Consider the following 26083-nt stretch of genomic DNA (forward strand, 5'->3'; position numbering starts at 1 on the left):
CAAGCCGTTCTCGCCGCGCGAGCTGCTGGCGCGCATCAATGCCGTGCTGCGCCGCAAGCTGGCGCGCCCCGCGGCGGCGCCCGAGGACCGCGAATCGGTCGCGTTCGGCCCGTTCCGCGTCAACTTCCGCCAGCGCACGCTGTCGCGCGCCGGGCAGGCGCTGTCGATCAGCGATACCGAGTTCGCGCTGCTCAAGCTGCTGCTGATGCATCCGCTCGAAGTGCTGTCGCGCGAGCGCATCGTCGAGCTGATGTACGGCAGCGCCAGCGGCATCAGCGACCGCGGCATCGACGTACAGATCTGGCGCCTGCGCCGGCTGCTGGACGAGGACGCGCAGCGCCCGCGCTATATCCAGACCGTGCGCGGGCGCGGCTACACCTTCGTGCCCGACGAAGCGGAAGAGATTCCCGCGGGCCTCCCCGAATAACCCGGCGCCGGCCACGCGCCGGCGCCGCTGGCGTCCCGGCTACCCGGCGCCACCAGGACCTGCTTCCCGATGAAGTTGCGACGTATCGATACCCTGTTCGGCCGCATTGCGCTGCTGATCGCCGCGGTGCTGGTGATCAGCCATTTCTCGTGGCTGGCCATCCTGCGCATGGACCGGCGCCAGCAGCAGGTCGACTATTCGGTGGAGCAGATGCTGTTCCAGCTCGACAGCATCGAGCGCGCGCTCGATGCGAAGCCGCCGGCAAGGCTGCCCAGCCTGGTGGAAACCGCCAACACCGCCGACGCCGACGAGCACGCCACCGCGCCCAAGGGCGGGCGCTCGCGCCGGCTGGTCGAGCAGTTCATCAGCCGCTTGCCGCAAGGCACCGAGATCCGGCTGGAGGACGAAACCACGCCGCGCATCTGGATCAAGCTGCCAAGCCGCGCCGACTGGATCGCGATGCCGATCCTGTGGGTCCACAACCCGCCGCCGGACAACCGGCTGGTGCCGGGCGTGATGCTGGTGGTGGGCGTGGCGATCGTGTTCGCCGTGCTGATCGCGTGGCAGATCCAGCGCCCGGTGCGCGACATGGCCAACGCCGCCGCGCTGCTGTCGCGCCAGCACGCGGTGCCGCCGCTGCGCGAGCGCGGCCCGCATGAGCTGCGCCAGCTGATCGAGCGCTTCAACCGCATGGTGGCCGACCTGGCGCGCATCGACCAGGAGCGCAACACCATGCTGGCCGGCATCGCCCACGACCTGAAGACGCCGCTGGCGCGGCTGCGCCTGCGCGCCGAAATGCTGGCCGATCCCAAGGCCGCCGCCGGGGTCACGCGCGACGTCGATTCGATGGCGGCGATCGTCGAGCAGTTCCTGAGCTTCGCGCAGACCAGCGAGCCCACCGCGCGGCCGGTGCCGGTGGACCGGCGCGTCAACGAGCTCGCCGCATCGCTGGCCGAGCAGGAGCGCCAGGTGGTGCTGTCGCTGGGCGCGGGCGAGGGCTTCCGCATGATCGCGACGCAGCTGGACCGCATCGTCGGCAACCTGGTCGACAACGCCTACGCCTATGGCAAGCCGCCGGTCTGCATCGCGACCTCGCGCACGCCGGACGGCTACATGCTGGTGGTGGAAGACCAGGGCGACGGCATCCCCGACGATGACAAGGAACGCGCCACGCTGCCGTTCGTGCGGCTGGACCCGGCGCGCGGCGGCAATGCGCATTCCGGGCTGGGGCTGGCGATCGTCGACCGGCTGGTGCGGCAGGCGGGAGGGAAGCTGAACCTGGTGAATGCGGAAGGGGGCGGGCTGCGGGTGGAGATGGTGTTCGGGGCGGCTACCGTGTGATAACCGCTTGTTTGCTCCCTCTCCCGCTTGCGGGAGAGGGTTGGGGTGAGGGCGGGGAGCATCAACGAAGTGACGGCCGTCGCAATTGCCACCGCCGGGCCCTCACCCCCGGCCCCTCTCCCGCAAGCGGGAGAGGGGAGCAAACCGGCAGCGGGCGGACGCTCTCAGCCGTTTGCGTTCAACCCTTCAAACCTTCTTCTTCTCCCCGATCCGGCTCTCCTTCCCCGCCAGCAGCTTGGCAATATTCTGCCGGTGCCGCGCAATCAGCAGCACGCTGATCACGAAGATCGCTCCCGCCATCACGTCGACGCCGTTCATCAGCACGTGGAAGAACGGCGCGAAGATTGCCGCCACCAGCGCCGCCAGCGACGAATAGCGGAAGAAGAAGGCGATGATCAGCCAGGTGGCCAGCGTGCCCAGGCCCAGGATGGGGTCGATCGCCAGCAGGATGCCGGCCGCGGTGGCCACGCCCTTGCCGCCGGCAAAGCGGTGGAATACGGGGAACAGGTGGCCCAGGAACACTGCCAGCGCCACCATGGCCAGGCCGGTGTCATCGAGGCCGTGCGCCGGGCCGAAGCGCGCCGCCAGCCAGACCGCCAGCCAGCCCTTCAGGGCATCGCCGATCAGCGTCAGGATCGCGGCCTTCTTGTTGCCGGTGCGCAGCACGTTGGTGGCGCCGGGGTTGCCCGAGCCGTAGGAGTGCGGATCCGGCAGCCCCATCAGCTTGCTGACGACCACAGCGAAGGAAACGGAGCCGATCAGGTAGGCGGCAAGGGCGAAAAGCAGATTGGCCATGTGGAGTGGGGTGGATTCAGGCTGGCGCGATTGTAGCGCGGCAGGGGGCTCGCCACGACCGTGACTTCCCCGATTGGCGTGGAGGCTTGCCTCGACCCGGGCTTGCGCACCGCGGCCGGCAAGTCAGTCCGGCAGCGCGCACTGCACCGGCCGGGCGTCGAGCAGCGCGGGCAGCAGCTTCGGGTCCAGGCTGACCAGGTAGCCGCGCCGGCCGCCGTTGATATAGATGCGCGCCAGCTCCAGCACGGTCGATTCGACGTACACCGGCATGCGCTTCTTCGTGCCGAACGGCGAGGTGCCGCCCACCAGGTAGCCGCTGTGCCGCTGCGCCACCTCGGGCTTGCACGGCTGCACGCTCTTGCGCCCGGTCTGGCGCGCCAGGTTCTTGGTCGAGACCGAGCAGTCGCCGTGCATCAGCACCACCAGCGGCTGCGCGCGCTCGTCTTCCATGATCAGGGTCTTGATCACGTCATGCTCGGGCACGCCCAGCTGGCGCGCCGACTCGCCGGTGCCGCCGTGCTCGACGTAGTCATAGGGGTGCTCGCCGAAGGCCACGCCGTGCTTGCGCAGCGCCTGCGTGGCGGGGGTTTCCGAAACGTGCCTGGTCTTGCTCATGACAGTAAGCCGCCCCCTCGCTCAGCCGCGCGGATGATGCTGCTGGTGCAGCTCGCGCAGGCGTTCGCGGGCGACGTGGGTATAGATCTGGGTGGTGGAGATGTCGGCGTGCCCCAGCAGCAGCTGCACCACGCGCAGGTCGGCGCCGTGGTTGAGCAGATGCGTGGCGAAGGCATGCCGCAGCGTGTGCGGCGACAGCGGCGCATGCACGCCGGCATCGCGCGCATGGCGCTTGATCAGGTGCCAGAACGCCTGCCGCGTCATGCCTTCGCCGCGCTGCGTGACGAAGAGCGCGTCGCAGGCGCGCCCGGCGAGCAGCACGGGGCGCGCGCTGGCCAGGTAGCGCCGCAGCCAGTCGCCGGCCTGCTGGCCGAACGGCACCAGGCGCTCCTTGTCGCCCTTGCCGCCGACCACGCGCGCGACGCCCTCGTTCAGGCCGATCTCGATGGTCTTCATCTGGGTCAGCTCCGAGACGCGCAGCCCGCTGGCGTACATCAGCTCGAGCATGGTGCGGTCGCGCAGGCCCAGCGGGGTCTCGGTGTCGGGCGCCTCCAGCAGCGCGTCGACCTGGGCCTCGGTCAGCGTCTTGGGGTAGCGCGGCGGCTGCTTGGCCGGGCGCAGCAGCAGGCACGGGTCGGTCTGCACCAGGTGCTCGCGCAGCGCCCACTGGTAGAAGCGGCGGAACACCGCCAGGCGCCGGTTCGCCGACGACGCGCGGGTCTGCGTGTGGCGCGCGCTGAAGTACGCCGACAGCGCACTGTCATCTGCCTGCAGCAGCTCGCCGCGCTGCTCGTGCTGCAGCCAGCGCGCCAGCAGCGTCAGGTCGCGCCGGTAGGCGTCCATGGTATTGCGCGAGAGCCCGTCTTCCAGCCACAGCGCATCGCAGAAGCGGCTGACCAGGGCCATGTCGGCGTCGCTGGCAGCGGCGCCAAGCCCGGCTGCCGCCGGAGCGCCGCTCATATCAGCATGGCGCCCTCATGGCGCAGCAGCCAGCGTTTGACGTCGAGGTAGAAGCCGTCCTCGGCATGGTGCGAGAAACCGCCGATGCCGCGCGCCGAGACCACGCGGTGGCACGGGACCAGGATCGGGAACGGGTTCTGCCCGCAGGCCTGGCCGACCGCGCGCGGCATCGCGCCGATGGCGTCGGCGATGGTGCCGTAGGTGGTCACCGCGCCGCGCGGCACCGCGCTGATGGCCTGCCATACGCGCTGCTGGAAGTCGCTGCCGGCCGGGGCCAGCGGCAGGTCGAAGACGGCGTCGGGATTGGCATAGTAGGCCTCCAGCTGTGCCGCCAGTTGCTGCGTCAGGACGTCGACAGGGGCGCGTGCCTCGACGTGCCCGGGAAGGTACACGATGGCCCGGATGCGCGCGCCGTCCGTGCGCACCCCGATCTTGCCGAAGGGGGCGGGGAGGATGGCGTCATAGGTGGCGGGCATGGCGGTCAGGCTGGGGCGAATGCTGGATTTTAGTGCTTTTTGGCGCGGGCAAGAAAAAAGGGCCGCCTCGCGGCGGCCCTTTGCGGGTGGCGTCACACCGGCCGGATCATTGCTCCAGCTTGATGTTCTGCACCTTCACAAGATTCTTCATCTTGTCGAATTCCTTCTTGATCTCGGCCGCGTGCTGCGCCGGGGTGTTGCCCGACGGCTCGGCGCCGGCGGTGCGCAGGCGCTGCTGGAAGTCCTTGTCCTGCAGGGCCTTGACCGCGGCTTCGTTGAGCTTCCTGATGACCTCGTCAGGCGTGCCGGCCGGCGCCACCAGGCCGTACCAGGCCGGATCGTTCGGCTCCTTCAGGCCCATCTCGCCGAAGGTCGGCACATTGGGCAGCGAGTCCAGGCGCTTGTTCCACGCCACCACGATCGGACGCAGCTTGTTGGCCTTGATGTAGGGCATCGACGACGGCAGGTTGTCGACCATGATCGGCACCTGGCCGGCCAGCACGTCGTTCAGCGCCGGGCCCGCGCCGCGGTACGGGATATGGACCATGAAGGTCTTGGTCGAGACCTTGAACTGCTCGCCCAGCATGTGGCCGAAGCCGCAGGTGCCCGACGACGCGTACGAATACTTGCCCGGGTTGGCCTTCAGCACGGCCAGGAACTCCTTGTAGTCCTTGGCCGGGAAGCTCGGGTTCACCGCGATCACGTTGGCGACGTTGGCCAGGTTGGTGATGGGCTTGAAGTCCTTGATCGGGTCGTACGACAGCTTGGGGTTGCAGGCCGGGTTCACGGCCATGGTCGAGACCGTCGAGATGCCGATGGTGTAGCCGTCCGGCGCGGCCTTGGCGATGGCGTCGGCGCCGATCGAACCGCCCCCGCCGGCGCGGTTTTCCACTACCACCGGCTGGCCCAGGATGCGGCTCATCTGGTCCGCCGCGCCGCGGCCGACGATGTCGGTGGTGCCGCCCGGGGCGAACGGAATGATCAGGCGGATCGGCTTGGTGGGGTAGCTCTCGGCTTGCGCCGCGGAGGCGGCGGCCGCCAGGGCCAGGGTCAGTGCGAGTTTGCCAGCTTGCATGAGATCATGTCTCCCGTCAGAAATCCGGGCAGGGTGCTGCCCGGAAGCAAAAAAACCGTCGCAGTGCCACAGGTCGGGCGGTGCGTCGGCAGCGTAATCTGGGTCAGCCGCCCAGCAGGCCGCGCTTGACGCCGGCGTCGGCCGGGCGTTCGCCCAGGAACACCCGCAGCAGGGCCTGGTAAAAGTCTTCGCCGGGGATTGGCCGGCCGCGCGGCGTGCCGTTGATGGCGATGACCGTCCCCGTTTGCGGGGAAAAATCCAGGTTGATGACGTCGCCCTTGTGCGCGGTGCCGAGCTCGCCCAGGGTGCGCTCGAACTGTAACAGCCGCGCCGCCAGCGCCCGCATCTGCGCCTCGGTGTGGTTGTCGCGCATGCCCTGGCGGATCGCGCGCACCACGGCCGGCGGCTCGGTCTCGCGCAGGATGCGTAACTGTAGCCGCTTGGCCCCCGGCGTGCCCAGCACCACGGTGGCGTTGCGGGCCTTTTCCTCCAGGTACAGCGCCGCCACGTAGCCCTTGGTCAGGAAGCCGGTGCGCAGTGCCGCGCCATTGAGCTGCAGCTCCTTGCCGCCCACGCGCGCCGCGTCGTCAAAGCGCATGCCTTCGATCTCGAGCGCGCGCGCCGGCCCGGGCACGGCGTGCACCGCGGCCGCGGCGGCCAGCGCAACCAGCACGGCGGCCAGGCGCAGGCGGCGGCCCGGCCTATGGCCACGGCCAGGGCTGAGTCGGGAGCGGAGGAGGGTGTCCACGCGCAGGCGCGCGCAACGGATGCGGGACAACATGGCGGCAGGCGTACAACTTGGCATGCCATGCTGCCGGAAATCTGGAAAAATACCTATCCGTATCTGCCCTAGTCTGCACATTCCGGCATTTTTGCCGTTATCTCTCCCCGCCGCTGTTTCCGTGCGACGGCTGCCCGGGCCGCTGCAGCGTCATGCCACCCCTACAACAACAACCCTAGATGTCTTCCGCCCTCCTGCTGGTCCCGGACTTCAGCCTGATCCTGATCGGCTGGCTGCTGGTGCGTTATTCCCCGTTCGACCGCGCCTTCTGGGGCGGGGTGGAGCGGCTGGTCTACTTCGTCCTGTTCCCGGCGCTGCTGCTGCAGTCGACCAATACCGCGGTGCTGGATTTCTCGTCGACCTCGGCGATGCTGGGGCTGGCGCTGCTGGTGCTGGCCACCGGCATCGCCGGCGGCTACGCCGTCAAATGGGTGCTGCGCCCGGACCCGGTCAGCTTTGCCTCGGGGCTGCAGACCGCGTTCCGCTTCAATTCCTATATCGGGCTGGCGCTGGCCTCGCGGCTGGGCGGCTCGGAAGGGCTGGCGCTGATGGCGGTGATCGTCGGCTGCACCGTGCCGCTGTGCAACGTGGCGGCGGTGTGGGCGCTGGCCCGGCATGGCCAGACCGCGCTGTGGAAGGAACTGGCGCGCAACCCGCTGATCCTGGCCACCGCCGGCGGCCTGGCGACCAACCTGATGGGGCTGCACGCGCCCGAGGTGCTGGGCATGACGCTGAACCGGCTGGGTTCGGCGTCGACCGCGCTGGGGCTGATGACGGTGGGCGCGGGGCTGCAGGTGAGCGGCGCTACCGGCACCGCCGGGCCGGTGGCGTGGTGGACCGGCGTCAAGCTGCTGGCGATGCCGTGCGTGGCCTGGCTGGTGGGGCGGCACCTGCCGCTGACCATGCTGCAGTACCAGATCGTGGTGCTGTACGCCTCGCTGCCGACCGCTTCCAGCGCCTACATCCTGGCCGTGCGCATGGGCGGCAACGGGCCGATGGTGGCCGCGACGATCTCGCTGATGACGGTGGCGGCGATCGTCACCACGCCGCTGTGGCTGGCGCTGGTGAGCTAGCGTCTGGCGGCGGGCCGCCCTGCGCCAGGGCCCAGTCGATATGCTCGCGCACCAGCGGCGTGGCGGCCTCGCGCCGCTCCAGCAGCGCTGCGCGGATGCGCGCGGCCAGGGCCGCGTCTTCGGCGCGCGTGCCCGACCGTGCCGCGCGCAGGCTGTTGCCCAGCCCGACCGCCAGGTTGCGCAGCCAGCGTTCATGGCCGATGCGGCGGATCGGGCTGCCTTCCAGGCGCTGGTTGAATTCGGCCTCGGTCCACGCGAACAGCGCCACCATGTCCGGCGCGTCCAGTCCGTTGCGCACGTCGAAATCGGGCACCGTTGCCACGTGCGCGAACTTGTTCCACGGGCACGCCAGCTGGCAGTCGTCGCAGCCGTAGACGCGGTTGCCCATCGGCGCGCGCAGCTCCACCGGGATCGCGCCCTTGTGCTCGATGGTGAGATACGAAATGCAGCGGCGCGCATCGAGCCGGTAGGGCGCGACGATGGCGCGCGTGGGGCAGATGTCCAGGCAGCGCTGGCAGCTGCCGCAATGGCCGGACTCGGGCGGGTCGGCCGGCAGCGGGATGTCGACCAGGATCTCGCCGAGGAAGAACATCGAGCCGCCGTCGCGGTCCAGCAGCAGCGTATGCTTGCCGCGCCAGCCGAGCCCGCCCTGGCTGGCCAGCGCCACTTCCATCACCGGCGCCGAATCGGTGAAGACGCGATAGCCGAACTTGCCGATCTCGGCCTCGATCCGGCTGGCCAGTTGCTGCAGGCGGCTGCGCAGCACCTTGTGATAGTCGCGTCCGCGTGCGTACAGCGACACCACCGCGGTGGCCGGGTCGTCCAGCCGCGCCAGCTCGTGGCGGCGCCAGTCGGCGGCCTGCGCCTGCGCGCCGGCGGCGGGCAGATAAGGCATGCGCGCCACGATCGCGCGCACCGTGCCGGGCACCAGTTCGGCCGGCCGCGCGCGCCGCAGGCCGTGGTTGGCCATATAATCCATGTCGCCGTGGCAGCCCTGCGCCAGCCAGGCCAGCAGTCCCGGCTCGGCATGCGCGAGGTCGACATCGGCGATGCGCACCGAGGCAAAGCCCAGCGCCGCGCCCCATGCGCGGATCGACGCGGCCAGCGCCGCAAGCTCTCCCGGGCCCGCAGCCGCATGGCCGCTGGTGTCTGGAACGGGAACGGGGGCGGGCGGCGGCGCATCTGCCGGCCCGGGGGCGACTCGGTCGATCATTCCTGAATTGTACGCAATGCCCTTGCTCGAAGAACGCACCCTGACGCTGCCCGACGAAGCCGCCACCGCGCGCCTGGGCGCCGCGCTGGCCGCCGCCGTGCAGGCCATGCCGCCGCGCACGGTGCATGTGCAGCTGTCCGGCGACCTGGGCGCCGGCAAGACCACGCTGTCGCGCGCCGTGCTGCGCGCGCTGGGCCACGCGGGCAAGGTCCGCAGCCCCACCTACACGCTGTGCGAGCCCTATGACGTTGCCCGCGCCGACGGCTCGCCGCTGACGGTCTACCACTTCGACCTGTACCGCTTTGCCGATCCCGAAGAATGGCTCGACGCAGGATTTCGCGACTGTTTCGCCGAACCGGCCTTCAACCTGGTCGAGTGGCCGGAGAAGGCCGGGCGCCTGCTGGGGGAACCGGACCTGCACGTGTTGCTCCAATCGGACATGGCCGGCGCCGATGACGCCGGCGAGCGGCGGATCGCGACCTTGCGCGCCTATACTCCCACTGGACTTACCTTGCTGAACGCATGCTGATCAAGCGACTTGCCACCGACCGCCCCGATGGACCCGACGGCCTGCTGCAGGCGCGCCGCAAATGGATGGCGCAGGCGCTGAAGCTGGGCGCCGGCACCGCCGTGCTGACGCTGGCCGGTCCGCAGATCGCGTTCGGCGCCGGCATCGTCGCGGTGCGCGTGTGGCCGGCCGAGGACTATACCCGCGTCACCATCGAATCCGACTCACCGCTGGCCGCGGTGCACCAGATGATCCGCGACCCCGACCGGCTGGTGGTGGACATCGACGGCCTGGACCTGTCGCCGACGCTGCGCGAGCTGGTGGCCAAGATCACCCCGAACGACCCGTATATCCAGACCGTGCGCGTGGGCCAGAACCGGCCGCGCGTGGTGCGCATGGTGTTCGACCTGAAGGAAAACGTGGCGCCGCAGGTGTTCACGCTGGCGCCGATCGGCAGCTACCGCAACCGGCTGGTGTTCGACCTGTACCCGGTCAACCCGCCCGACCCGCTGTGGAAGCTGGTGCGCGACACCGAGGAAAAGCAGCGCCGCTTCGCCACCTCCGACCCGGCGCCGGGCGCCGAAGGCATTGCCGGCGCCCCGGCCGGCGCCGAGGAAGACGCCATCGGCGCGCTGGTGCGCCGCTTCGACGAGAAGGGCGAGGTGCCGCCCACCACCGCGCCGCCGCCGGTGGCCGCAGCCCGGCCCCGGCCGTCCACGCCGTCGGCCTCGCCGGTGCCGCCGGTGCCCGCCCCGAACGCACCCGTGGTGCCGCCCGTCGCGCGCGACAACCCCACCGCCGAGCGCCCCTTCAAGATGCGCCGCCTGCTGACCGTGGCGATCGACCCCGGCCATGGCGGCGAAGACCCGGGCGCGATCGGCGCGGCCGGCTCGCGCGAAAAGGACGTGGTGCTGCAGATCGCGCACCGGCTGCGCGCCAAGATCGATGCGCAGCCCAATATGCGCGCGATGATGACGCGCGACGCCGATTTCTTCGTGCCGCTGAACGTGCGCGTGCAGAAGGCGCGCCGCGTGCAGGCCGACCTGTTCGTGTCGATCCACGCCGATGCCTTCCTGTCGCCCGAGGCGCGCGGCGCGTCGGTGTTCGCGCTGTCCGAGCGCGGCGCGTCGAGTACCGCGGCGCGCTGGCTGGCCAACAAGGAAAACGCCTCCGACCTGATCGGCGGCGCCAACATGGGCAACAAGGATGCGCAGGTGGCGCGCGTGCTGCTGGACCTGTCGACCACCGCGCAGATCAACGACAGCCTGCAGGTCGGCAAGGCCGTGCTGGGCGAGATCGGCGGCATCAACAAGCTGCACAAGGCGCGCGTCGAACAGGCCGGGTTTGCCGTGCTGAAAGCCCCGGACATTCCGTCGATCCTGATCGAGACCGCCTTCATCAGCAACCCGGAAGAAGAGCGCAAGCTCAACGACAACGCGCACCAGGAGCAGCTGGCCAATGCCATCCTGAAGGGGATCCGGGCGTATTTTGCAAGGAATCCGCCGTTGTCGAAGAATCCGTCGGTTTGAGGTTTCGGCGGGCGTGAAAAAACCGGGGCGTGCCCCGGTTTTTTGTTTTTCCGCTGCCGCTTGCAGCAAGCTCCCCTCTCCCGCGCGCGGGAGAGGGGTGGGGGTGAGGGCCGGAGTGTCAAAGGCTGACGTCCGTGGGTTAAAACCATTGGCCCCGCTTGAAGTGGTTCCTAGCTAAACCACCCCTCACCCCGGTCCCTCTCCCCCTGAGGGGAGAGGGAGAACACCTTGCTTAGGCTAGTTCGGGCGGCTTTGGCGCACCCAAAGACGTTGGCTTCGTTTCTTGGTTTCCTCACGCCCGCGCCGCGGCCTGGTCTTCCAGCAGCGCATCGCGGTTGGCATAGCGCGACGCGATCACCGAGCATACGATCAGCTGCAGCTGGTGATAGACCATCAGCGGCAGCACCAGCAGGCCCAGTGCCGGATGGCCGGCAAACAGGATCTTGGCCATCGGGATGCCGTTGGCCAGGCTCTTCTTCGAGCCGCAGAACACCGCGGTGATCTCGTCCTCGACCGAAAAGCCGAGCCGGCGCGCGGTCAGCGTGGTGAAGCCCAGCACCACGAACAGCAGCACCGCGGCAATCCCCATCACCGCGCCGATGGTCTGCCACTGGTACTGCTGCCACAGGCCTTCGGCGGTGGCGTCGCAGAACGACGAATAGACGATCAGCACGATCACGCCGCGGTCGATCTTGTTGGTGATGTGCTTTTTCTTCGCCAGCCAGCTGCCGATCAGCGGACGCAGCAGCTGCCCCAGCGCGAACGGCAGCAGCAGTTGCAGCGCCACGCCGGTCAGCGCCTTGCCCAGCGGCATCGACGCGCCGCTGGCGCTGATCACCAGCCCCATCAGCAGCGGCGTCACCAGCATGCCGATCAGGCCCGAGATGGTGGCGTTGAAGATCGCGCCCGAGACATTGCCGCGCGCCATCGAGGTCATGGCCACCGACGACGACACCGTCGACGGCAGCGCGCACAGGAAGAACACGCCCAGCAGCAGGTCGGCCGGCAGCGTATTGCGCAGCGACAGCATCAGCAGCGCGCCCACCACCGGGAACACCACGTAGGTGAAGACCTGCACGAACACATGCAGGCGCCAGTGCTTGGCGCCCGCCACCAGCTTGTCGCGCGACAGCGCCGCGCCGTGCAGGAAGAACACCAGCGCCACGCCCAGGCTGGTGACCACGCCCAGTTGCAGCGGGCCGTCGCCGGTGCCGAGTTCCGGCGCGGCCAGCGCGATGGCGATGGCGGTCAGCATGACGAGCACAAAGCCGTCGATCAGGTCATAGAGTTTCTTGAGATTGCGGACAATACGGGACATGACTGCGGGTGGAATCCTGCGCTGTTAGGGTTTTGCCTAGTATTGGACGCCAGCCGGGTCTAGAATGCAAATTCATTTATAGAATCTATTTATCCGGTTGTTGCATGAATTACACATTGCGGCAGTTGCGTGTGTTCCTGGCGGTGGCCAACAGCGGCGGCTTCAGCCGCGCCGCGGACGCCGTCGGACTGACCCAGCCGGCGGTCAGCCGCGGCGTGGCCGAGCTGGAAGATGCGCTCGGCGTGCGCCTGCTGGACCGCACCACGCGCGAAGTGGTGCTGACCGAAGCCGGCCATGCGCTGGCGCCCGCGCTGGAGCGCCTGCTCGGGCAACTGGACGACACGCTCGAGGAAACCCGCCAGCTGGGTGAGCGCTATCGCGGCCGCGTGGTGATAGCCGGTGCGCCGACGATCTCGGCCCGGCTGATGCCGCTCTACGTGGCCGCCTGTGCCGCGCAATACCCGGAAATCCGCCTGACCGTGCGCGACAACGTCCAGGCCGACGGGCTGGAGCAGGTCCGCGCCGGCGCGGTGGACTTCGGCGTGCTGATCGACCCGCTGGTGCGCGACGGGCTGCTGGTGGCACCGGTGGCGACCGACCCGTTCTGCTTTGTCTGCCGGCGCGACCATCCGCTGGCGCAGGCCGAATCGGTGCCGTGGTCGGCGCTGCATGGCATGCCGCTGGTGCTGCTGGACTTTGCCTCGGGCAGCCGCCCGCTGATCGACCGCGTGTTCGGCCGCCACGGCGTGGTGCCGCAGGTGGTGCAGGAGCTGGGCCATTCGGCCAGCGTGTTCGGCATGGTCGAGGCCGGCATCGGCGCGTCGGTGCTGCCGTCGTTCTCGCTGCCGCTGCCGGCGGCGTCGCCGCTGGTGTGGCGCCCGCTGGTGCCGCGCGAGGAGCGCAGCATCGTCATGGTGCGGCGCGAGGACCGCTCGCTGTCGCCGGCCGCGGCGGCGGTGTGGGAGCTGGTGCGGCGCCTGACCGTGCGGGCCGAGGCGCCGGCGGTCAGCGCGGCGGCCTGAGCCGGCAGCGTCCGGTCACCGCGCGGTGACCATCACCGCTTCCAGCTCGAAGCTGCCGTCGGCCTGCACGCGATAGTGCTCGCACACTTCCGCGGGCGCCACCCGCCACAGGTGGCGGATCGCCTCCACCGCCACCGCAGGCGTGCGCATGCGTTGCACCCAGCTGTCGAACTCGATGCCGATGCGCCAGGTTTCGGAGACGGCAATGCCGTGCGCGGCAAAACCCGCGGCTTCGAACATCGCCCGCCACGCCGCCGGGGTGTAGTCGCGCACGTGCGAGGGATCGCGCAGCAGCTCGACCGATTGCAGCCACGTGTCGCGCAGCGGGTCCGGCGCGCCGGCAATATCGATCAGCACCACCTTGCCGCCGGGCTTGAGCACGCGGCGGATTTCGGCCAGCGCGGCCGGCACGTCGCGCCAGTGGTGCGCGCTCATGCGCGACACCACCGCGCAGAAGCTGGCATCGTCGAACGGCAGTTGCTCGGCCGCGCCCTGGCGGGTGCGCAGGTTGGCCAGCCCGCGCTCGCGCGCGGCGGCGTCGACCACGGCAAGCATGTCGGCCGACAGGTCGTACGCGGTGACCTCGCCCGCCACCGCCGCGGCGGCAAAGCTGGCATGGCCGGCGCCGCAGCCCAGGTCGAGCACGCGGCTGCGCGGGCGGTTGGCCGCGGGGATCAGCGCGGCCAGTTCGTCCTTCAGTTGCTGCAGGTCCGCGCCGCTGGCGTGGACCGCGCTGGTGAGATAGGCGCTGGCGGTGGCGCCGAACTGGGCGGCGACGAGTTCCTGTTGCTGCATGGTGCTGGGCTCCTTGGGCCGCGGCCGGGTGAGCAGGGGTGAGGCCCGGCCGGCGGTCTTGTTGTTGGGGGGGCTTGCCCGCGAGGCGGGTTCGGCATACTGTAGGCGGGCCGTTTTCCCGGTACAAGTCACCGCTTTATCCTGGTATAAGCGCCACCAGCCTGCCATGCCGCCACGCGAACAGCCGTCAGATCCCCCGTCCGCCTCGCCACCCTCGCGCGAAGCCGTGCTCGGCGCCTTCCTGCGCGCGCACCGCGAACGCCTGGCACCGGCCGACGTGGGCCTGGCCCCCGGCCAGCGCCGCCGCACGCCCGGCCTGCGCCGCGAGGAAGTTGCGCAGCTGGCGGGCCTGAGCACCACCTGGGTGACATGGCTGGAGCAGGGCCGGCCGGTGGCACTGTCGGCGCGCGCGCTGGCCAGCCTGGCCGCGGTGCTGCGGCTGTCGCGCGCCGAGCGCGCCTACCTGTTCGAGCTGGCCGGCCGGCGCGACCCGCAGCACGCCGCCGGCGAGCCAGTGCCGCCCGCGGTGCTGGCGAGCGTGCATGCCATCGGCGGACCGGCTTACCTGCTCGACCGCCAATGGACCGCGCTGGCCTGGAACGCCGCGGCCGCGGACCTGTTCACCGGCTGGCTCGACGCCGCCAGCACCGAGCGCAACCTGCTGCGCGCGATGTTCCTGTCGCCGGCGCTGCAGGCCCTGGTGCAAGACTGGCCGCACCGCGCCGCGCGGCTGGTGGCCGAATTCCGCGCGCACAGCATCCGCCATGCAGACGCGGCGCCGACGCGGGCATTGATCGAGGGATTGATGGCAGAGAGCGCGGACTTCCGCGCTGCCTGGCTGTCGCAGGACGTCGAAGACCGCGAGGGCGGGCGCCGCGGCTTTCGCCATCCGCGCCAGGGCGCGCTGCAGTTCGAGCAGCTGACGCTGGTGCCGGCGGCGGCGCCGGGGTTGATGCTGGTGATGCTGCTGCCCGGCTGAGCGGGCAGCCGCCGGTCCTTACTTGGGCTGCATCCGGATCGCGCCGTCCAGGCGGATCACTTCGCCGTTGAGCATGGGGTTCTCGATGATCGAGCGCGCCAGCTTCGCATACTCGGCGGGCCGGCCCAGCCGCGACGGGAACGGCACCATCTTGCCCAGCGCGTCCTGCACCTCCTGCGGCATGCCCAGCAGCATCGGCGTCTCGAAGATGCCCGGGGCGATGGTCATGCAGCGCACGCCGTCGCGCGCCAGGTCGCGCGCGATCGCCAGCGTCATCGCCACCACGCCGCCCTTGGACGCGGCATAGGCCGCCTGCCCGATCTGCCCGTCGAAGGCCGCCACCGATGCGGTATTGATGATCACGCCGCGCTCGCCCTCGCTGTCCGGCGCGTTCTGCACCATCGCCGCGGCCGCCAGCCGGATCATGTTGAAGGTGCCGACCAGGTTGATGCGGATGGTCTTGTCGAAGGCATCGAGCGGATGCGGGCCGTTCTTGCCGACGGTCTTGTTGGCGGTGGCGATGCCGGCGCAGTTGACCAGGCCGGCAAGGCGGCCAAGCGACTGCGCCGCGGCGACCACGGCCTGGCCGTCGGCTTCCGAGGTCACATCGCAGCGCACGAACCGGCCGCCGGTCTCGGCCGCCAGCGCCTGGCCGGCGGCCTCGTTCAGGTCGGCAATGACGACCCTGGCCCCGCCTTCGGCGAGCAGGCGGGCCGTACCCGCGCCAAGGCCGGAGGCGCCGCCGGTGACGATGAATACGTTGTCCTTGATTTCCACGGTTTTGTCTCCTCGGTGTGATTTCCGTTTACGTAAACGTTAAGTATTGTACGGAGGCCGGGACGATGTGCAAGGGCCACGGGGGAAATCGGGGCGGCGGTGAGCTTAAGCACCTATGCGCGCCGCAACGGGCGGAATAAAAAAGCGGCCCGAAGGCCGCTTTCACTTACTGGCAATGTCCAGCGAGTCGATTACTTCAACGCCTCGAACACCCGCGCAGTAATCTCGTCCACATTGCCCACGCCCAGGATCTTGCGATACTTCGGCGGCGCCACCTTGGCCGCGGCGTCGCCGTTGGCGGCCCAGGCCGAGTAGTAATCCACCAGCGGACGGGTCTGCTGCGAATAGACGTCAAGACGCTTCTTGACGGTTTCTTCCTTGTCGTCGTCGCGCTGGATCAGCGGCTCGCCGGTCTCGTCGTCGACGCCGTCGGTCTTGGGCGGGTTGTACTTGAGGTGGTAGGTGCGGCCCGATGCCACGTGCACGCGGCGCCCGCTCATGCGTTCGATGATGGCGTCGAACGGCACGTCGATCTCCAGCACGTAGTCGATCGCCACGCCCGCGTCCTTCATCGCCTCGGCTTGCGGAATGGTGCGCGGGAAGCCGTCGAACAGGTAGCCGCTCTTGCAGTCGTCCTGCTTCAGGCGGTCCTTGACCAGGCCGATGATGATGTCGTCCGACACCAGTCCGCCCGCGTCCATGACCTTCTTGGCTTCCACGCCCAGCGGCGTGCCGGCCTTCACCGCGGCGCGCAGCATGTCGCCCGTGGAGATTTGCGGAATGCCGAACTTCTCGCAGATGAACTTGGCTTGCGTGCCTTTGCCGGCGCCGGGCGCGCCCAACAGGATCAAACGCATTTACGGGTCCTCAGAGTTTTTAATCCGGTATGGCGGGAGATCAGAAGGAGGGTAACGCCGTAACTTGACGCGAGACTGACTGCGGTCCCGGTGCGCGCTGACTGCGTTCAGCGCGGGCACGGCTCAGGCGTACCCACGCGGTCGGCCGGCGGCGGCTGCCAGGGGGATGGCGGCGCGGCGCACCGGACGGGCTCTATCTTTATCTCCCCACCGAGCCTTGGCCGGCGGCGCGATTGCTCGTGCCAGCGGGGCGGCTCTGTATCGGCAAGCATTATGCCATGAGGCCGGGGCGATTCGGCCCGAAATCGGCCCCCCGGTTCAGGTTGCAGCAGAATCAACCTGAGCGGGCAGGCGCCCGCCGGGGCGCCCAGGGGGTGCCTCGGAAGGTGCCTGTCAGGGCCCTTCCTGGGCCATCGACTGCGCCCACAGCGCGCGCACCCGCTCGAGGTCGGCCTGGGTGTCGACGCCGGGCGCGGGCGCGGCGGCGGTCTGCATCACGGCGATGCGCTCGCCGTGCCACATCGCGCGCAGCTGCTCCAGCGCCTCGGTCTGCTCCAGCGGCGCTGCCGCCAGCGTGGGGAAGCGGCGCAGGAAGCCGGCGCGATACGCGTACAGGCCGATATGGCGCAGCACCGGCATGGCCGGCAGCGGCACCTGGGCCAGCGCGGCGGGCACCGCCGGCACACCGGACCAGGCGTCGCGCGCCCACGGAATCGGCGCGCGCGAGAAATACATCGCGCGGCCGGCGGCGTCGCACACCACCTTGACCACGTTGGGGTTGAACACCTCGGCGCTGTCGTGCAGCGGATGCGCCGCGGTGGCGATGGCGCAGTCGGCGTGGCGCGCCAGGTGCAGCGCCACCTCGTCGATCAGCGCCGGCTCGATCAGCGGCTCGTCGCCCTGCACGTTGACGACGATGGCGTCGTCGGCCAGGCCCAGTTGCGCCGCGACCTCGGCCAGGCGGTCGGTGCCGGAGGGGTGGTCGGCGCGGGTCAGCACGGCTTCGATGCCGTGCGCGGCGCAGGCCTGCGCCACCGCGGGCGCGTCGGTGGCGACCACGGTGCGCTGCGCCGACGACGCATGCGCGCGTTCGGCCACGCGCACCACCATCGGGCGCCCGCCGATATCGGCCAGGGGCTTGTCGGGCAGGCGCGTCGACGCCAGCCGCGCGGGAATGACGACCGTAAACGCGGGAAGGGTCATGGCCGCGCTGCTCAGTTGCCTGCCGGCGCGTCCGGATCGACGACGCGGCCCGGCACCGACTGGCGGGCCTCGTCGGCCAGCATCACGGGGATGCCGTCGCGGATCGGGTAGGCCAGCTTGTCGGCGTGGCAGATCAGCTCCTGCGCGGCGCGGTCGTATTCCAGCTTGCCCTTGCACAGCGGGCAGACCAGGATTTCAAGCAGCCGGTTGTCCATCTCGGTGTTCCTCGTTGCGCCCGGCGGCGCCGCTCGCGGCGGCCGGCGCGGTCGGCGCGGGTTGGATTTGCGCCTGCACGGCGCGGCGGATTTTATCGATCAGGCCCGCATCGATCACGGGCCTGGTGGGCACGACCCAGATGCGCGGGTCGTCGAAGCGCTCGCATTTTACGGCATCCTTCTCGGTGATCAGGATCACGTCGGCATCGAGCGCATCCGGATGGTCGGCGAACGGGTCGGCGACGAAATCATAGTGGTCGGGCAGCGGCAGGGTCTTGGGCGCGAGCCCGGCGCCGCGCAGGCTGGCGAAGAAGCGTTCCGGGTTGCCGATGCCGGCCGCGGCCAGCACGCGCCGCCCGGCAAAGGCGCTGACCGGCCGCGCCATGGCGGGATCGGCGAGCTGCCAGGCATCGTCCAGTTCCAGCCGCATGCCGTAGACGCCGGGGCGGTCGGGCGTGGCGCGGAAGTTGGGGTCGTTGATCAGGGTGGCGTCGCGCGGGCGCGAGAGCGGCTCGCGCAGCGGGCCCGCCGGCAGCATCAGGCCGTTGCCGCCCATGCGCGCGTCGAACATCACGATCTCGAAGTCGCGCTGCAGCTTGTAGTGCTGCAGGCCGTCGTCGAGCAGCAGCACGTTGACGCCCGGGTGCGACACCAGCATGGCCTGCGCGCACAGCGCGCGGTCGGGGAAGACCCACACCGGCACGTCGGTCGCGCGCGCGATCAGCAGCGGTTCATCGCCGACGTCGGCGGCCTGCGAGGTCGGCTTGACGCGGCGCGGGTGCTTGAGCTGCACGCCGTAGCCGCGCGAGACCACGCCGGGGCGCAGCCCGGCCTCGGCCAGCGCCTGCGCCAGCGCGATCACCGCCGGGGTCTTGCCGGTGCCGCCCACGGTGACGTTGCCGACCACCACCACCGGCATCGGCAGCCGCGTCGACCTGAACCAGCCGCGCTGGTAGCCATGGCGGCGCACCCGCGCGACCACGCCGAACAGCAGCGAGAACGGCAGCATCACCCACGCGAACCAGCCGCGGCGTTGCCACTGGGCGGTCACGAAGTCGGCAAGGGCATGGCGGGGAACGGGCATGGACGCGGCGGGCCTGAGACGGTGGTCGGGATGCGATTGTAGTGCGCTCGCGGCTGCGCCCCTCGGGGCGGCCCAGTCATTATGGGCATTGGCGTGCGCATGGGGCAAGCCCGCCGGCGCCCGGCGCGGCGTCAGCGCGGCTGCGCGCTCTGCGTGGCGAAGGTCAGGCGCGACAGCCCGGCCAGCCGCGCGGCCTCCATCACGTTGACCACGGCCTGGTGCGTGGCCTGCGCGTCGGCATTGACGATCACCACCGGCGCCTGCCCGCCGGTGCCCGCGGCGGTGCGCAGCTGGTCGGCGAGGCTGGTGACGTCCTTGTGCTCCATCACCTGCTTGTTGACCGAGTAAACGCCGCGCGAGGACACCGACACCACGATCTCCTGCGGCTGCTGCCGCGCGCGCTCGGCGTCGGCGGTGGGCAGCTGGATCTGCAGCTCGGTAAAGCGCGAATACGTGGTCGTGATCATCAGGAAGATCAGGATCACGAGCAGCACGTCGATCAGCGGGATCAGGTTGATCTCCGGCTCTTCGCGCCGCTGGCGGGAACGGAAGTGCATGGTGTCAGGTAGGCGTGCGGCGCTCAGGCGCGGCGCTGCGGCAGGATGGCGTCGAGGAACGAGGTGGCGCGGAATTCCAGTTCGGCCACGTAGTCGTCCACGCGGCGGCGGAAGTAGCGCCAGAAGATCAGCGCCGGGATCGCCACGATCAGTCCGAAGGCGGTGTTGTACAGCGCCACCGAGATGCCGTGTGCAAGTTGCTCGGGGCTGGTGCCGGTGCCGCCCTGGCTGCCGAAGATCTCGATCATGCCGATCACCGTGCCGAGCAGCCCCATCAGCGGTGCCACCGAGGCAATCGTGCCCAGCGCGTTCAGGTAGCGCTCGAGCTCATGCGCGACCACGCGGCCGGCTTCCTCGACCACGTCCTTGGCGGCGTCGCGCGAGGTATGCGGCTGCAGCACCACGTGGCGCAGCCCCGCGGCCAGCACCCGGCCCAGCGGGGAATTCTGTTCCAGCGTGTTGACCACCTCCGGCGTGGCGCGGCGCTGCTGCGCGGCCGCCAGCGCTTCTTCATACAGCCTGGCGGGCAGCACCTTGCTGCGCTTGAGGGACAGGAAGCGTTCGACGATCAGCGCCAGCGCGATGACCGAGGCGAGCAACAGCGGCCAGATCGGCCAGCCGGCCGCTTGAATGATGGAAAACAATTGGACCCCCGGGATCGACAACCGAATAACGAAACCCCAAACCACCAGCCGGCATGCCTTGAGGCGCGTCGGCATGGTGCCTTGCTGCGCGCTCCGGCATTGCTCTGAAGAAACAGGCGCCACTCTAACCTGCGGCCTGACGCGCGGCAAGCGACGGCGCACGGCGGTCTCCGGCGCGCATCGGGTCCGGCGGGCGCTGAATGCCGCTTTCCACAGCGGGCAGGGACAGTGTTGTGGATCGATTGTGGAAAGCTGCCGGACAAGATGGCTAACTCATTGATCGGCAAGGGTAAAGCAGATGCTGCCTAAATTTTGGGCAATCCCGCCCCGGACGCGCTGCGGCGCATCGGCCACGTGCCTGCCACAACGTCATGCGATGCAGCGGTGCGCAAGCGCACGGTTCGGCACGCCTTTCCACAAAGCAGCGGGACAGGACTGTGGAGGGCTTGTGGACAGCTACCTGAGAGGTTGCATAAGCCATTGATTTCAAAGGTAGTCCATCTCATTGCTCAAAAAACAGGCAGGCCGGCATATTTACTGCGGGCCCGCGTCGCAACTGGTTCGCGCCGCCAAAAACGGGGTTTGTCCACAGCGGCAAGGGAGAGCACTGTGGATGGCTTGTGGACAAATCCGGGAGAACATCCTCAAGCCCTTGAATTTAAACGGTTCCTGTTGCGATGCCACCAAATTGTGCACGTGCAGCACCAACCGTTTGTGGCAGGGCCGCATTCGGGACTGCGCCGGCCACGCGAAGGCCAAGGCGCTTGGGGCAATCTGCAAGCCTGTTATCCGCCACCTTGCGCGTGGTAGTGCGTTTTGGGCCTCATTTTATCCAGAGAAGCTGTGGATAACTTTGTGAACAAGCCCTTCGGCCCTTTTGTAAGTGGTTGATGCAAAAGAGAAATGGTTATATTGCCTAATTTTTGTTGTGCTTATAAACCGCATAAGAATCAAAGGCTTGCACGAATTCATGCGGCTTCCAGGGAAGCGGCCTGGCATTACGGCCACCCCCTTGACATTGCAGTTATGCTGTGGACATGTCTGATCCACGCCGCATGCCCCGCGGCTCGCCCATGCCTGACTTGCCGAATTTTTCGCGTGACCCTTCCTCCACCGCGCCGCGCAGCGGCCGCGATGTGATCCCCGTCGGCGAACTCAACCACGCCATTGCGCGCGTGCTGGAACGCAGCTTTCCGCTCGCCTGGGTACGCGGCGAGATCTCAAACTTCACGCGCGCGGCGAGCGGCCACTGGTATTTCTCGCTGAAGGACGCGCGCGCGCAGATCCGCTGCGTGATGTTCCGCGGGCGCAACCAGCATGTCGATTTCCAGCCGCGCGAGGGCGAGGCGGTTGAAGTGCGCGCCGTGGTCTCGATGTACGAGGCGCGCGGCGAACTGCAGCTGGGCGTCGAGGCCATGCGTCGCGCGGGCCTGGGCAACTTGTATGAAGCCTTCCTGCGGCTCAAGGAAAAGCTGTCGCAGGCCGGGCTGTTCGCGCCCGAGCGCAAGCGCCCGGTGCCGGCGCAGCCGCGCAGCATCGGCGTGGTCACCTCGCTGCAGGCGGCGGCGCTGCGCGATGTGCTGACCACGCTGCGGCGGCGCGCGCCGCATGTGCCGGTGGTGGTCTATCCGGTACCGGTGCAGGGCGCGGGCGCGGCGCAGAAGATTGCCGACATGCTCGATGCCGCGGCCGCGCGCGCCGAATGCGACGTGCTGATCCTGTGCCGCGGCGGCGGCAGCATCGAAGACCTGTGGTCGTTCAATGAAGAGGTGGTGGCGCACGCGATCGCGCGCTGCACGCTGCCGGTGGTCTGCGGCGTAGGCCACGAGACCGATTTCACCATTGCCGACTTCGTCGCCGACGTGCGCGCGCCGACGCCCACCGGCGCGGCCGAGCTGGTCAGCCCCGATCGCGCGCACCTGCTCGCGCAGACGCTGCGCGCGCGCGATGCGCTGCGGCAATGCCTGCGCCGCGGGCTGGACCTGCGTGCGCAGCACCTCGACTGGCTGGCGCGGCGCGTGCGCAGCCCGCAGGCGCAGCTGCAGGAGCGCCGCGCGCAGGTCGACAATCTGGCGCGACACTTGCGATCGGCATTGCGTGACACCGTGGTGTCGCAGCGCCATCGCCAGCAACTGTTGGCGATGCGCTGGCGCGCATGCCGTCCCGACGCCCACGCCGCGCACGCCGACGTGGCGCGGCTGTGGCAGCGGCTGCAGGCCGCGGCGCTGCGCCAGCACGAGCGTGCCGGCCAGCGCCTGGCGCGCAGCGCCGGCGCGCTGGAACTGCTGGCGCCGCAGCGCACGCTGGAGCGCGGCTACGCGGTGCTGCTCGACCAGCGCGGACGCGCACTGCGCGCGCCCGCAGAGATCCGCGCCGGCAGCGTGGTCGAAGCGCATCTGGCCGAGGGCGTGGCCGACCTGTCGATCGCCGGCGTGCAGGCCAAGCTGCCTGAATTCTGAGGCGGCGCGCAGCGCCGGGAATGCCTCCCATTCGTGTCCTGCCCACGTCGCAAAGGCCTCGCGCAAATCTCCCGGAAAGCCGCGCGCGGACAAACTAACATCGGAGCAGGGGGCTTTGCGGGGCGGTTTGCGTGGGCCTTGCAAGTCCCCTACAATCGGCAATTCCGGACCCAACAACCCCAACCCACAGAGACAGAACAATGGAACACAAGCTCCCCCCGCTTCCGTACGCGCATGATGCCCTGGCTCCGCACATCTCCAAGGAGACGCTGGAGTTCCATCATGACAAGCATCACCAGACCTACGTCACCAACCTGAACAACCTCATCAAGGGCACCGAGTTCGAGAACGCGACCCTGGAAGAGATCGTCAAGAAGTCGTCGGGCGGCATCTTCAACAACGCTGCCCAGGTGTGGAACCACACCTTCTACTGGGATTCGCTGAAGCCCAACGGCGGCGGCCAGCCGACCGGCGCACTGGCCGATGCCATCAACGCCAAGTGGGGTTCGTTCGACAAGTTCAAGGAAGAGTTCACCAAGGTCGCCGTCGGCACCTTCGGTTCGGGCTGGGCCTGGCTGGTCAAGAAGGCCGACGGCTCGCTGGACCTGGTGTCCACCTCGAACGCCGCCACGCCGCTGACCACCGATGCCAAGCCGCTGCTGACCTGCGACGTGTGGGAGCACGCCTACTACATCGACTACCGCAATGCCCGCCCGAAGTACGTCGAGGCATTCTGGAACGTCGTGAACTGGGACTTCGCCGGCAAGAACTTCGCTGGCTGATCGACGGATCGTCCGCATCGCAGAAAACAAAAAAGGGCCGCCAGGCCCTTTTTTGTTGCCCGCCATTCCGCGCTGCCACCCCTTCCTGCACTTCCCGCACTTCCTGTGTCCGCGGCGTCCCATGCCTGGAACACAGCGACACACCTGCGCGCACTACCGCGCCACGCGCCCGCGCCCTATGCTGCGACTGTCCATGCCAGTGGTCCGCCATCACGATAACAAATCGATATGGTGACCAAAAGAAAATGCGAATGGACGCTGCGATACCCGGTTTCTAGAATCCCTTCACGCTGCATCGCCGCGTAAATCCGCCGCATGAGATAGCGCAATCAAGAATCCAGAAATGCTGATGCCGTAGTCCGGGCAGGGGTTGCTGCTGCCCGCGATTCCGTGCACGGGGCGGGGCAGGCATCCCCGTATCGATTCGGACAGGCGCAAGACCGACACTGGAGACAACATGAACCACCCCCTTGCGGGCGCCACCTTTGCGGCGCTCGCGGCCTGCTGCACCGTCGCTTCGGCGCAGAGCCACGTGACGCTGTATGGGCGGCTGAATACGTCGATCGAGTATTCCGACGCGTCCACCGCGACCGACGGCACCAAGCTCGACGGCACCGGCCGCCTGACCAACAACCGCTCGGTGTTCGGCATGCGCGGCGAGGAAGCGCTGGTGGGCAGCCTCAAGGCGATCTGGCAGATCGAGAGCTCGATCGCGCTGGACACCGGCAGCGGCCAGCTGGCCGGGCGCAATACGCGGCTCGGGCTGGCCGGGTCGGCCGGCAGCTTCTTCATGGGCAACTGGACCACGCCCTACCTCGAGGCCACTTCGTCCTACGACCCGTTCTACCCGACCACGGCCGGCTACATGGCGCTGATCGGAAACGGCTCGACCCCGACTTCGGACAACATCCAGGACACCAGCGCCTTCGACCGCCGCCAGAAGAACAGCCTGCACTACCGCAGCCCGAAGTGGAACGGCTTCAGCGGCGGCGTGACCTGGGGCATCAATGAGGAGCGCACCACGGTGCCGCGCAACCCCAGCCTGTGGTCGTTTGCCGGCGCCTATGACAACGGCCCGCTGAACGTGGTGCTGGCCTACGAGCGCCACAACAACTACCAGGCCGCGGGCCGTGACGACGAGGGCATGAAGGTCGGCCTGTCGTACCAGTTCCCGACCACCAAGGTGTCCGCCATCTACGAGCGGCTGCACTACCGCACCGCCACCGGCGACCTGAAGCGCGATGCCTACTACGCCTCGGTGGTGCAGAAGCTGTGGACCGGCAGCCTGCGCGCGGGCGTCGGCTTTGCCGGCAACGGCCGCGGCAGCGCCACCGAGACGGTGGGCTTCTTCCGCAGCGGTCCGGATACCGGTGCGGTGCAGGCCACGCTGGGCTACGAGTACCCGCTGTCCAAGCGCACCTCGGTGTTCGGCTTCTACAGCCGCATCTTCAACAAGAAAAACGGCACCTACGACTTTGCGATCAACGAGCTGGGCATTTCCGCCGGCGCCGATCCGCAGACCTTTGCACTTGGCATGCGCCACGTGTTCTGAACGAGGCTTGCCCCAGGCCATTACCAAGATCAAGGAGACCCCCATGAAATTCCGCCAAATGCTGCGCGCGGCGCTGGCCGCCGCACTGTGCCTGCCCCTGCTGCCCGGCGCGGCGCACGCCGACAGCTATCCCGACAAGCCGATCCGCCTGGTCGTGCCGTTTGCCGCCGGCAGCGCCACCGACCTGCTGGCGCGCATCGTCGGCGCGGGCATGAGCACCGGTTCGAACATGCAGGTCGTGGTCGACAACCGCCCCGGCGCCGGCGGCACCATCGGCACCGCGGTAGTGGCCAAGGCGCCCGCCGACGGCTACACGCTGCTGCTGACCTCCGCCGGCCACGCGGTCAATCCCACGCTCTATCCCAAGCTGCCGTACGACACCACGCGCGACCTGAAGGGCATCTCCACGGTGGCGACCATGCCCTACCTGCTGGTGGTCAGCGCTTCCAGCCCGTACCGCACGCTCAAGGACCTGCTGGCCGCCGCGCGCGCCAACCCGGATTCGGTGACCTACAGCTCGGCCGGAAGCGGCAGCTCGTCGCACCTGAGCGGCGAGCTGTTCAACGTGACCGCGGGCGTGCAGACCCGGCATATCCCGTACAAGGGCGCGCCGGCGGCCATCACCGATGTGATGAGCGGGCGCGTCGACATGTTCTTCGCCCCGTCGATCACCGCGCTGCAGTTCGTCAAGGACGGCAAGCTGCGCATCCTGGGCGTGGCCACGGCGGCGCGGGTGCCGTCGCTGCCCGACGTGCCCACCATCGCCGAAGCGGGCGTGCCGGGCTATGTGTTCGATGCCTGGTTCGGCGTGCTGGCGCCGGCGGGCACGCCCAAAGAAATCGTGGCGCGCCTGAACACGGCAATGCAGCAGGCGCTGAGTGCGCCGGCGACGAAGGAGAAGCTGATGGCGCAAGGCGCCGAGGCCAAGACGTCGACCCCGGCCGCGTTCGACAAGCTGATCGCCACCGACATCGCCAAGCTCGAGCCCATCGTCAAGCGCTCCGGCGCGCAGCCGGGCCAGTAACGCCGGCACCGGCGCCCGGCGC

Annotated in this window: 27 protein-coding genes; 11 read left to right on the forward strand and 16 right to left on the reverse strand. The window is 69.1% G+C overall.

Annotated features, from left to right (window positions below; genetic code table 11):
• Positions 1-427 (forward strand): winged helix-turn-helix domain-containing protein (locus CBM2594_RS26785; RefSeq protein WP_232346555.1); only part of this gene is annotated, 427 nt, incomplete at its 5' end.
• 69 nt (positions 428-496) lie between these two features.
• Positions 497-1768, forward strand: a complete 1272-nt coding sequence (locus tag CBM2594_RS04020) for an ATP-binding protein (protein ID WP_116355711.1) — start codon at positions 497-499, stop codon at positions 1766-1768.
• A 186-nt stretch (positions 1769-1954) separates the two neighbouring features.
• On the opposite strand, the gene plsY is transcribed toward CBM2594_RS04020, so the two are convergent.
• The 6 genes from plsY to CBM2594_RS04050 all read right to left on the reverse strand — a co-directional run bounded on the left by plsY (position 1955) and on the right by CBM2594_RS04050 (position 6494).
• Positions 1955-2563, reverse strand: coding sequence for a glycerol-3-phosphate 1-O-acyltransferase PlsY (plsY, locus tag CBM2594_RS04025; RefSeq protein WP_116355712.1), 609 nt, complete (start codon positions 2561-2563; stop codon positions 1955-1957).
• Positions 2564-2686: 123 nt separating this feature from the next.
• Positions 2687-3178 (reverse strand): aminoacyl-tRNA deacylase, encoded by a 492-nt coding sequence (locus CBM2594_RS04030; protein ID WP_116355713.1) that lies wholly within the window; start codon positions 3176-3178, stop codon positions 2687-2689.
• Between the two features lie 21 nt (positions 3179-3199).
• Positions 3200-4138, reverse strand: coding sequence for a site-specific tyrosine recombinase XerD (gene xerD, locus CBM2594_RS04035; protein ID WP_116355714.1), 939 nt, complete (start codon positions 4136-4138; stop codon positions 3200-3202).
• Positions 4135-4614 carry a methylated-DNA--[protein]-cysteine S-methyltransferase gene (locus CBM2594_RS04040; protein ID WP_116355715.1) on the reverse strand — a complete coding sequence of 160 codons (480 nt, stop codon included), beginning with the start codon at positions 4612-4614 and terminating at the stop codon, positions 4135-4137. The genes xerD and CBM2594_RS04040 overlap by 4 nt, the downstream gene beginning before the upstream one ends.
• Positions 4615-4720: 106 nt before the next feature.
• Positions 4721-5689, reverse strand: coding sequence for a tripartite tricarboxylate transporter substrate binding protein BugE (locus CBM2594_RS04045; RefSeq protein ID WP_116355716.1), 969 nt, complete (start codon positions 5687-5689; stop codon positions 4721-4723).
• Positions 5690-5792: 103 nt separating this feature from the next.
• Positions 5793-6494 carry a chalcone isomerase family protein gene (locus CBM2594_RS04050; RefSeq protein ID WP_116355717.1) on the reverse strand — a complete coding sequence of 234 codons (702 nt, stop codon included), beginning with the start codon at positions 6492-6494 and terminating at the stop codon, positions 5793-5795.
• A 155-nt stretch (positions 6495-6649) separates the two neighbouring features.
• On the opposite strand from CBM2594_RS04050, the gene CBM2594_RS04055 reads away from it, so the two are divergent.
• A complete protein-coding gene (locus tag CBM2594_RS04055; protein WP_116355718.1) occupies positions 6650-7543 on the forward strand; it encodes an AEC family transporter in 894 nt (297 codons plus the stop codon).
• On the opposite strand, the gene queG is transcribed toward CBM2594_RS04055, so the two are convergent.
• Positions 7509-8756, reverse strand: a complete 1248-nt coding sequence (gene queG, locus CBM2594_RS04060; protein WP_116355719.1) for a tRNA epoxyqueuosine(34) reductase QueG — start codon at positions 8754-8756, stop codon at positions 7509-7511. The two genes, CBM2594_RS04055 and queG, sit on opposite strands and share 35 nt — an antisense overlap.
• A gap of 16 nt (positions 8757-8772) precedes the next feature.
• Here queG and tsaE point away from each other — a divergent pair, with 16 nt between their 5' ends.
• On the forward strand, positions 8773-9285 hold the full coding sequence (tsaE, locus tag CBM2594_RS04065) for a tRNA (adenosine(37)-N6)-threonylcarbamoyltransferase complex ATPase subunit type 1 TsaE (RefSeq protein ID WP_026164566.1): 513 nt from the start codon (positions 8773-8775) through the stop codon (positions 9283-9285).
• Positions 9279-10793, forward strand: coding sequence for an N-acetylmuramoyl-L-alanine amidase (locus CBM2594_RS04070; RefSeq protein WP_116355720.1), 1515 nt, complete (start codon positions 9279-9281; stop codon positions 10791-10793). The genes tsaE and CBM2594_RS04070 overlap by 7 nt, the downstream gene beginning before the upstream one ends.
• Before the next feature lie 292 nt (positions 10794-11085).
• Here CBM2594_RS04070 and CBM2594_RS04075 read toward each other — a convergent pair whose 3' ends face one another.
• Entirely contained in the window at positions 11086-12111 is a 1026-nt protein-coding gene (locus tag CBM2594_RS04075; RefSeq protein ID WP_116355721.1) for a bile acid:sodium symporter family protein, read from the reverse strand.
• Between the two features lie 104 nt (positions 12112-12215).
• Here CBM2594_RS04075 and CBM2594_RS04080 point away from each other — a divergent pair, with 104 nt between their 5' ends.
• Positions 12216-13133, forward strand: a complete 918-nt coding sequence (locus CBM2594_RS04080; protein WP_116355722.1) for a LysR family transcriptional regulator — start codon at positions 12216-12218, stop codon at positions 13131-13133.
• A gap of 15 nt (positions 13134-13148) precedes the next feature.
• Here CBM2594_RS04080 and CBM2594_RS04085 read toward each other — a convergent pair whose 3' ends face one another.
• Positions 13149-13928, reverse strand: coding sequence for a class I SAM-dependent methyltransferase (locus CBM2594_RS04085; protein ID WP_116355723.1), 780 nt, complete (start codon positions 13926-13928; stop codon positions 13149-13151).
• Positions 13929-14094: 166 nt separating this feature from the next.
• Between CBM2594_RS04085 and CBM2594_RS04090 the strand changes: the two genes are divergently transcribed.
• Entirely contained in the window at positions 14095-14907 is an 813-nt protein-coding gene (locus tag CBM2594_RS04090; protein ID WP_116355724.1) for a helix-turn-helix transcriptional regulator, read from the forward strand.
• 18 nt (positions 14908-14925) lie between these two features.
• Here CBM2594_RS04090 and CBM2594_RS04095 read toward each other — a convergent pair whose 3' ends face one another.
• The 7 genes from CBM2594_RS04095 to CBM2594_RS04125 form a co-directional block, all read right to left on the reverse strand.
• Positions 14926-15684, reverse strand: coding sequence for a 3-hydroxyacyl-CoA dehydrogenase (locus CBM2594_RS04095; protein ID WP_116355725.1), 759 nt, complete (start codon positions 15682-15684; stop codon positions 14926-14928).
• Positions 15685-15875: 191 nt separating this feature from the next.
• Positions 15876-16541 carry an adenylate kinase gene (adk, locus tag CBM2594_RS04100; protein ID WP_116355726.1) on the reverse strand — a complete coding sequence of 222 codons (666 nt, stop codon included), beginning with the start codon at positions 16539-16541 and terminating at the stop codon, positions 15876-15878.
• A gap of 393 nt (positions 16542-16934) precedes the next feature.
• Positions 16935-17744: a 3-deoxy-manno-octulosonate cytidylyltransferase gene (gene kdsB, locus CBM2594_RS04105; RefSeq protein ID WP_116355727.1), complete on the reverse strand. Its 810-nt coding sequence runs from the start codon at positions 17742-17744 to the stop codon at positions 16935-16937.
• Between the two features lie 11 nt (positions 17745-17755).
• Positions 17756-17959, reverse strand: coding sequence for a Trm112 family protein (locus CBM2594_RS04110; RefSeq protein ID WP_116355728.1), 204 nt, complete (start codon positions 17957-17959; stop codon positions 17756-17758).
• Positions 17940-19043, reverse strand: coding sequence for a tetraacyldisaccharide 4'-kinase (gene lpxK / locus CBM2594_RS04115; RefSeq protein ID WP_116355729.1), 1104 nt, complete (start codon positions 19041-19043; stop codon positions 17940-17942). Before lpxK ends, CBM2594_RS04110 begins: the two co-directional genes overlap by 20 nt.
• Positions 19044-19174: 131 nt before the next feature.
• Positions 19175-19600 carry an ExbD/TolR family protein gene (locus CBM2594_RS04120; RefSeq protein ID WP_116355730.1) on the reverse strand — a complete coding sequence of 142 codons (426 nt, stop codon included), beginning with the start codon at positions 19598-19600 and terminating at the stop codon, positions 19175-19177.
• A gap of 23 nt (positions 19601-19623) precedes the next feature.
• The gene (locus CBM2594_RS04125; RefSeq protein WP_025583550.1) at positions 19624-20244 is read right to left on the reverse strand and encodes a MotA/TolQ/ExbB proton channel family protein; all 621 of its coding nucleotides are present in this window, start codon (positions 20242-20244) and stop codon (positions 19624-19626) included.
• A 1073-nt stretch (positions 20245-21317) separates the two neighbouring features.
• On the opposite strand from CBM2594_RS04125, the gene xseA reads away from it, so the two are divergent.
• The 4 genes from xseA (at position 21318) to CBM2594_RS04145 (ending at position 26061) form a co-directional block, all read left to right on the forward strand.
• The gene (gene xseA, locus CBM2594_RS04130) at positions 21318-22703 is read left to right on the forward strand and encodes an exodeoxyribonuclease VII large subunit (protein ID WP_116357676.1); all 1386 of its coding nucleotides are present in this window, start codon (positions 21318-21320) and stop codon (positions 22701-22703) included.
• Between the two features lie 200 nt (positions 22704-22903).
• Positions 22904-23485: a superoxide dismutase [Fe] gene (sodB, locus tag CBM2594_RS04135; protein ID WP_012351891.1), complete on the forward strand. Its 582-nt coding sequence runs from the start codon at positions 22904-22906 to the stop codon at positions 23483-23485.
• 457 nt (positions 23486-23942) lie between these two features.
• Positions 23943-25037 carry a porin gene (locus CBM2594_RS04140; RefSeq protein WP_116355731.1) on the forward strand — a complete coding sequence of 365 codons (1095 nt, stop codon included), beginning with the start codon at positions 23943-23945 and terminating at the stop codon, positions 25035-25037.
• A gap of 43 nt (positions 25038-25080) precedes the next feature.
• Complete coding sequence (locus CBM2594_RS04145; protein WP_116355732.1) at positions 25081-26061, forward strand: tripartite tricarboxylate transporter substrate binding protein; 981 nt, start codon at positions 25081-25083, stop codon at positions 26059-26061.
• Positions 26062-26083: the final 22 nt, after the last annotated feature.

Origin of the sequence: Cupriavidus taiwanensis, assembly GCF_900249755.1 — a bacterium.
In the GTDB taxonomy this organism is placed as follows: domain Bacteria; phylum Pseudomonadota; class Gammaproteobacteria; order Burkholderiales; family Burkholderiaceae; genus Cupriavidus; species Cupriavidus taiwanensis_D.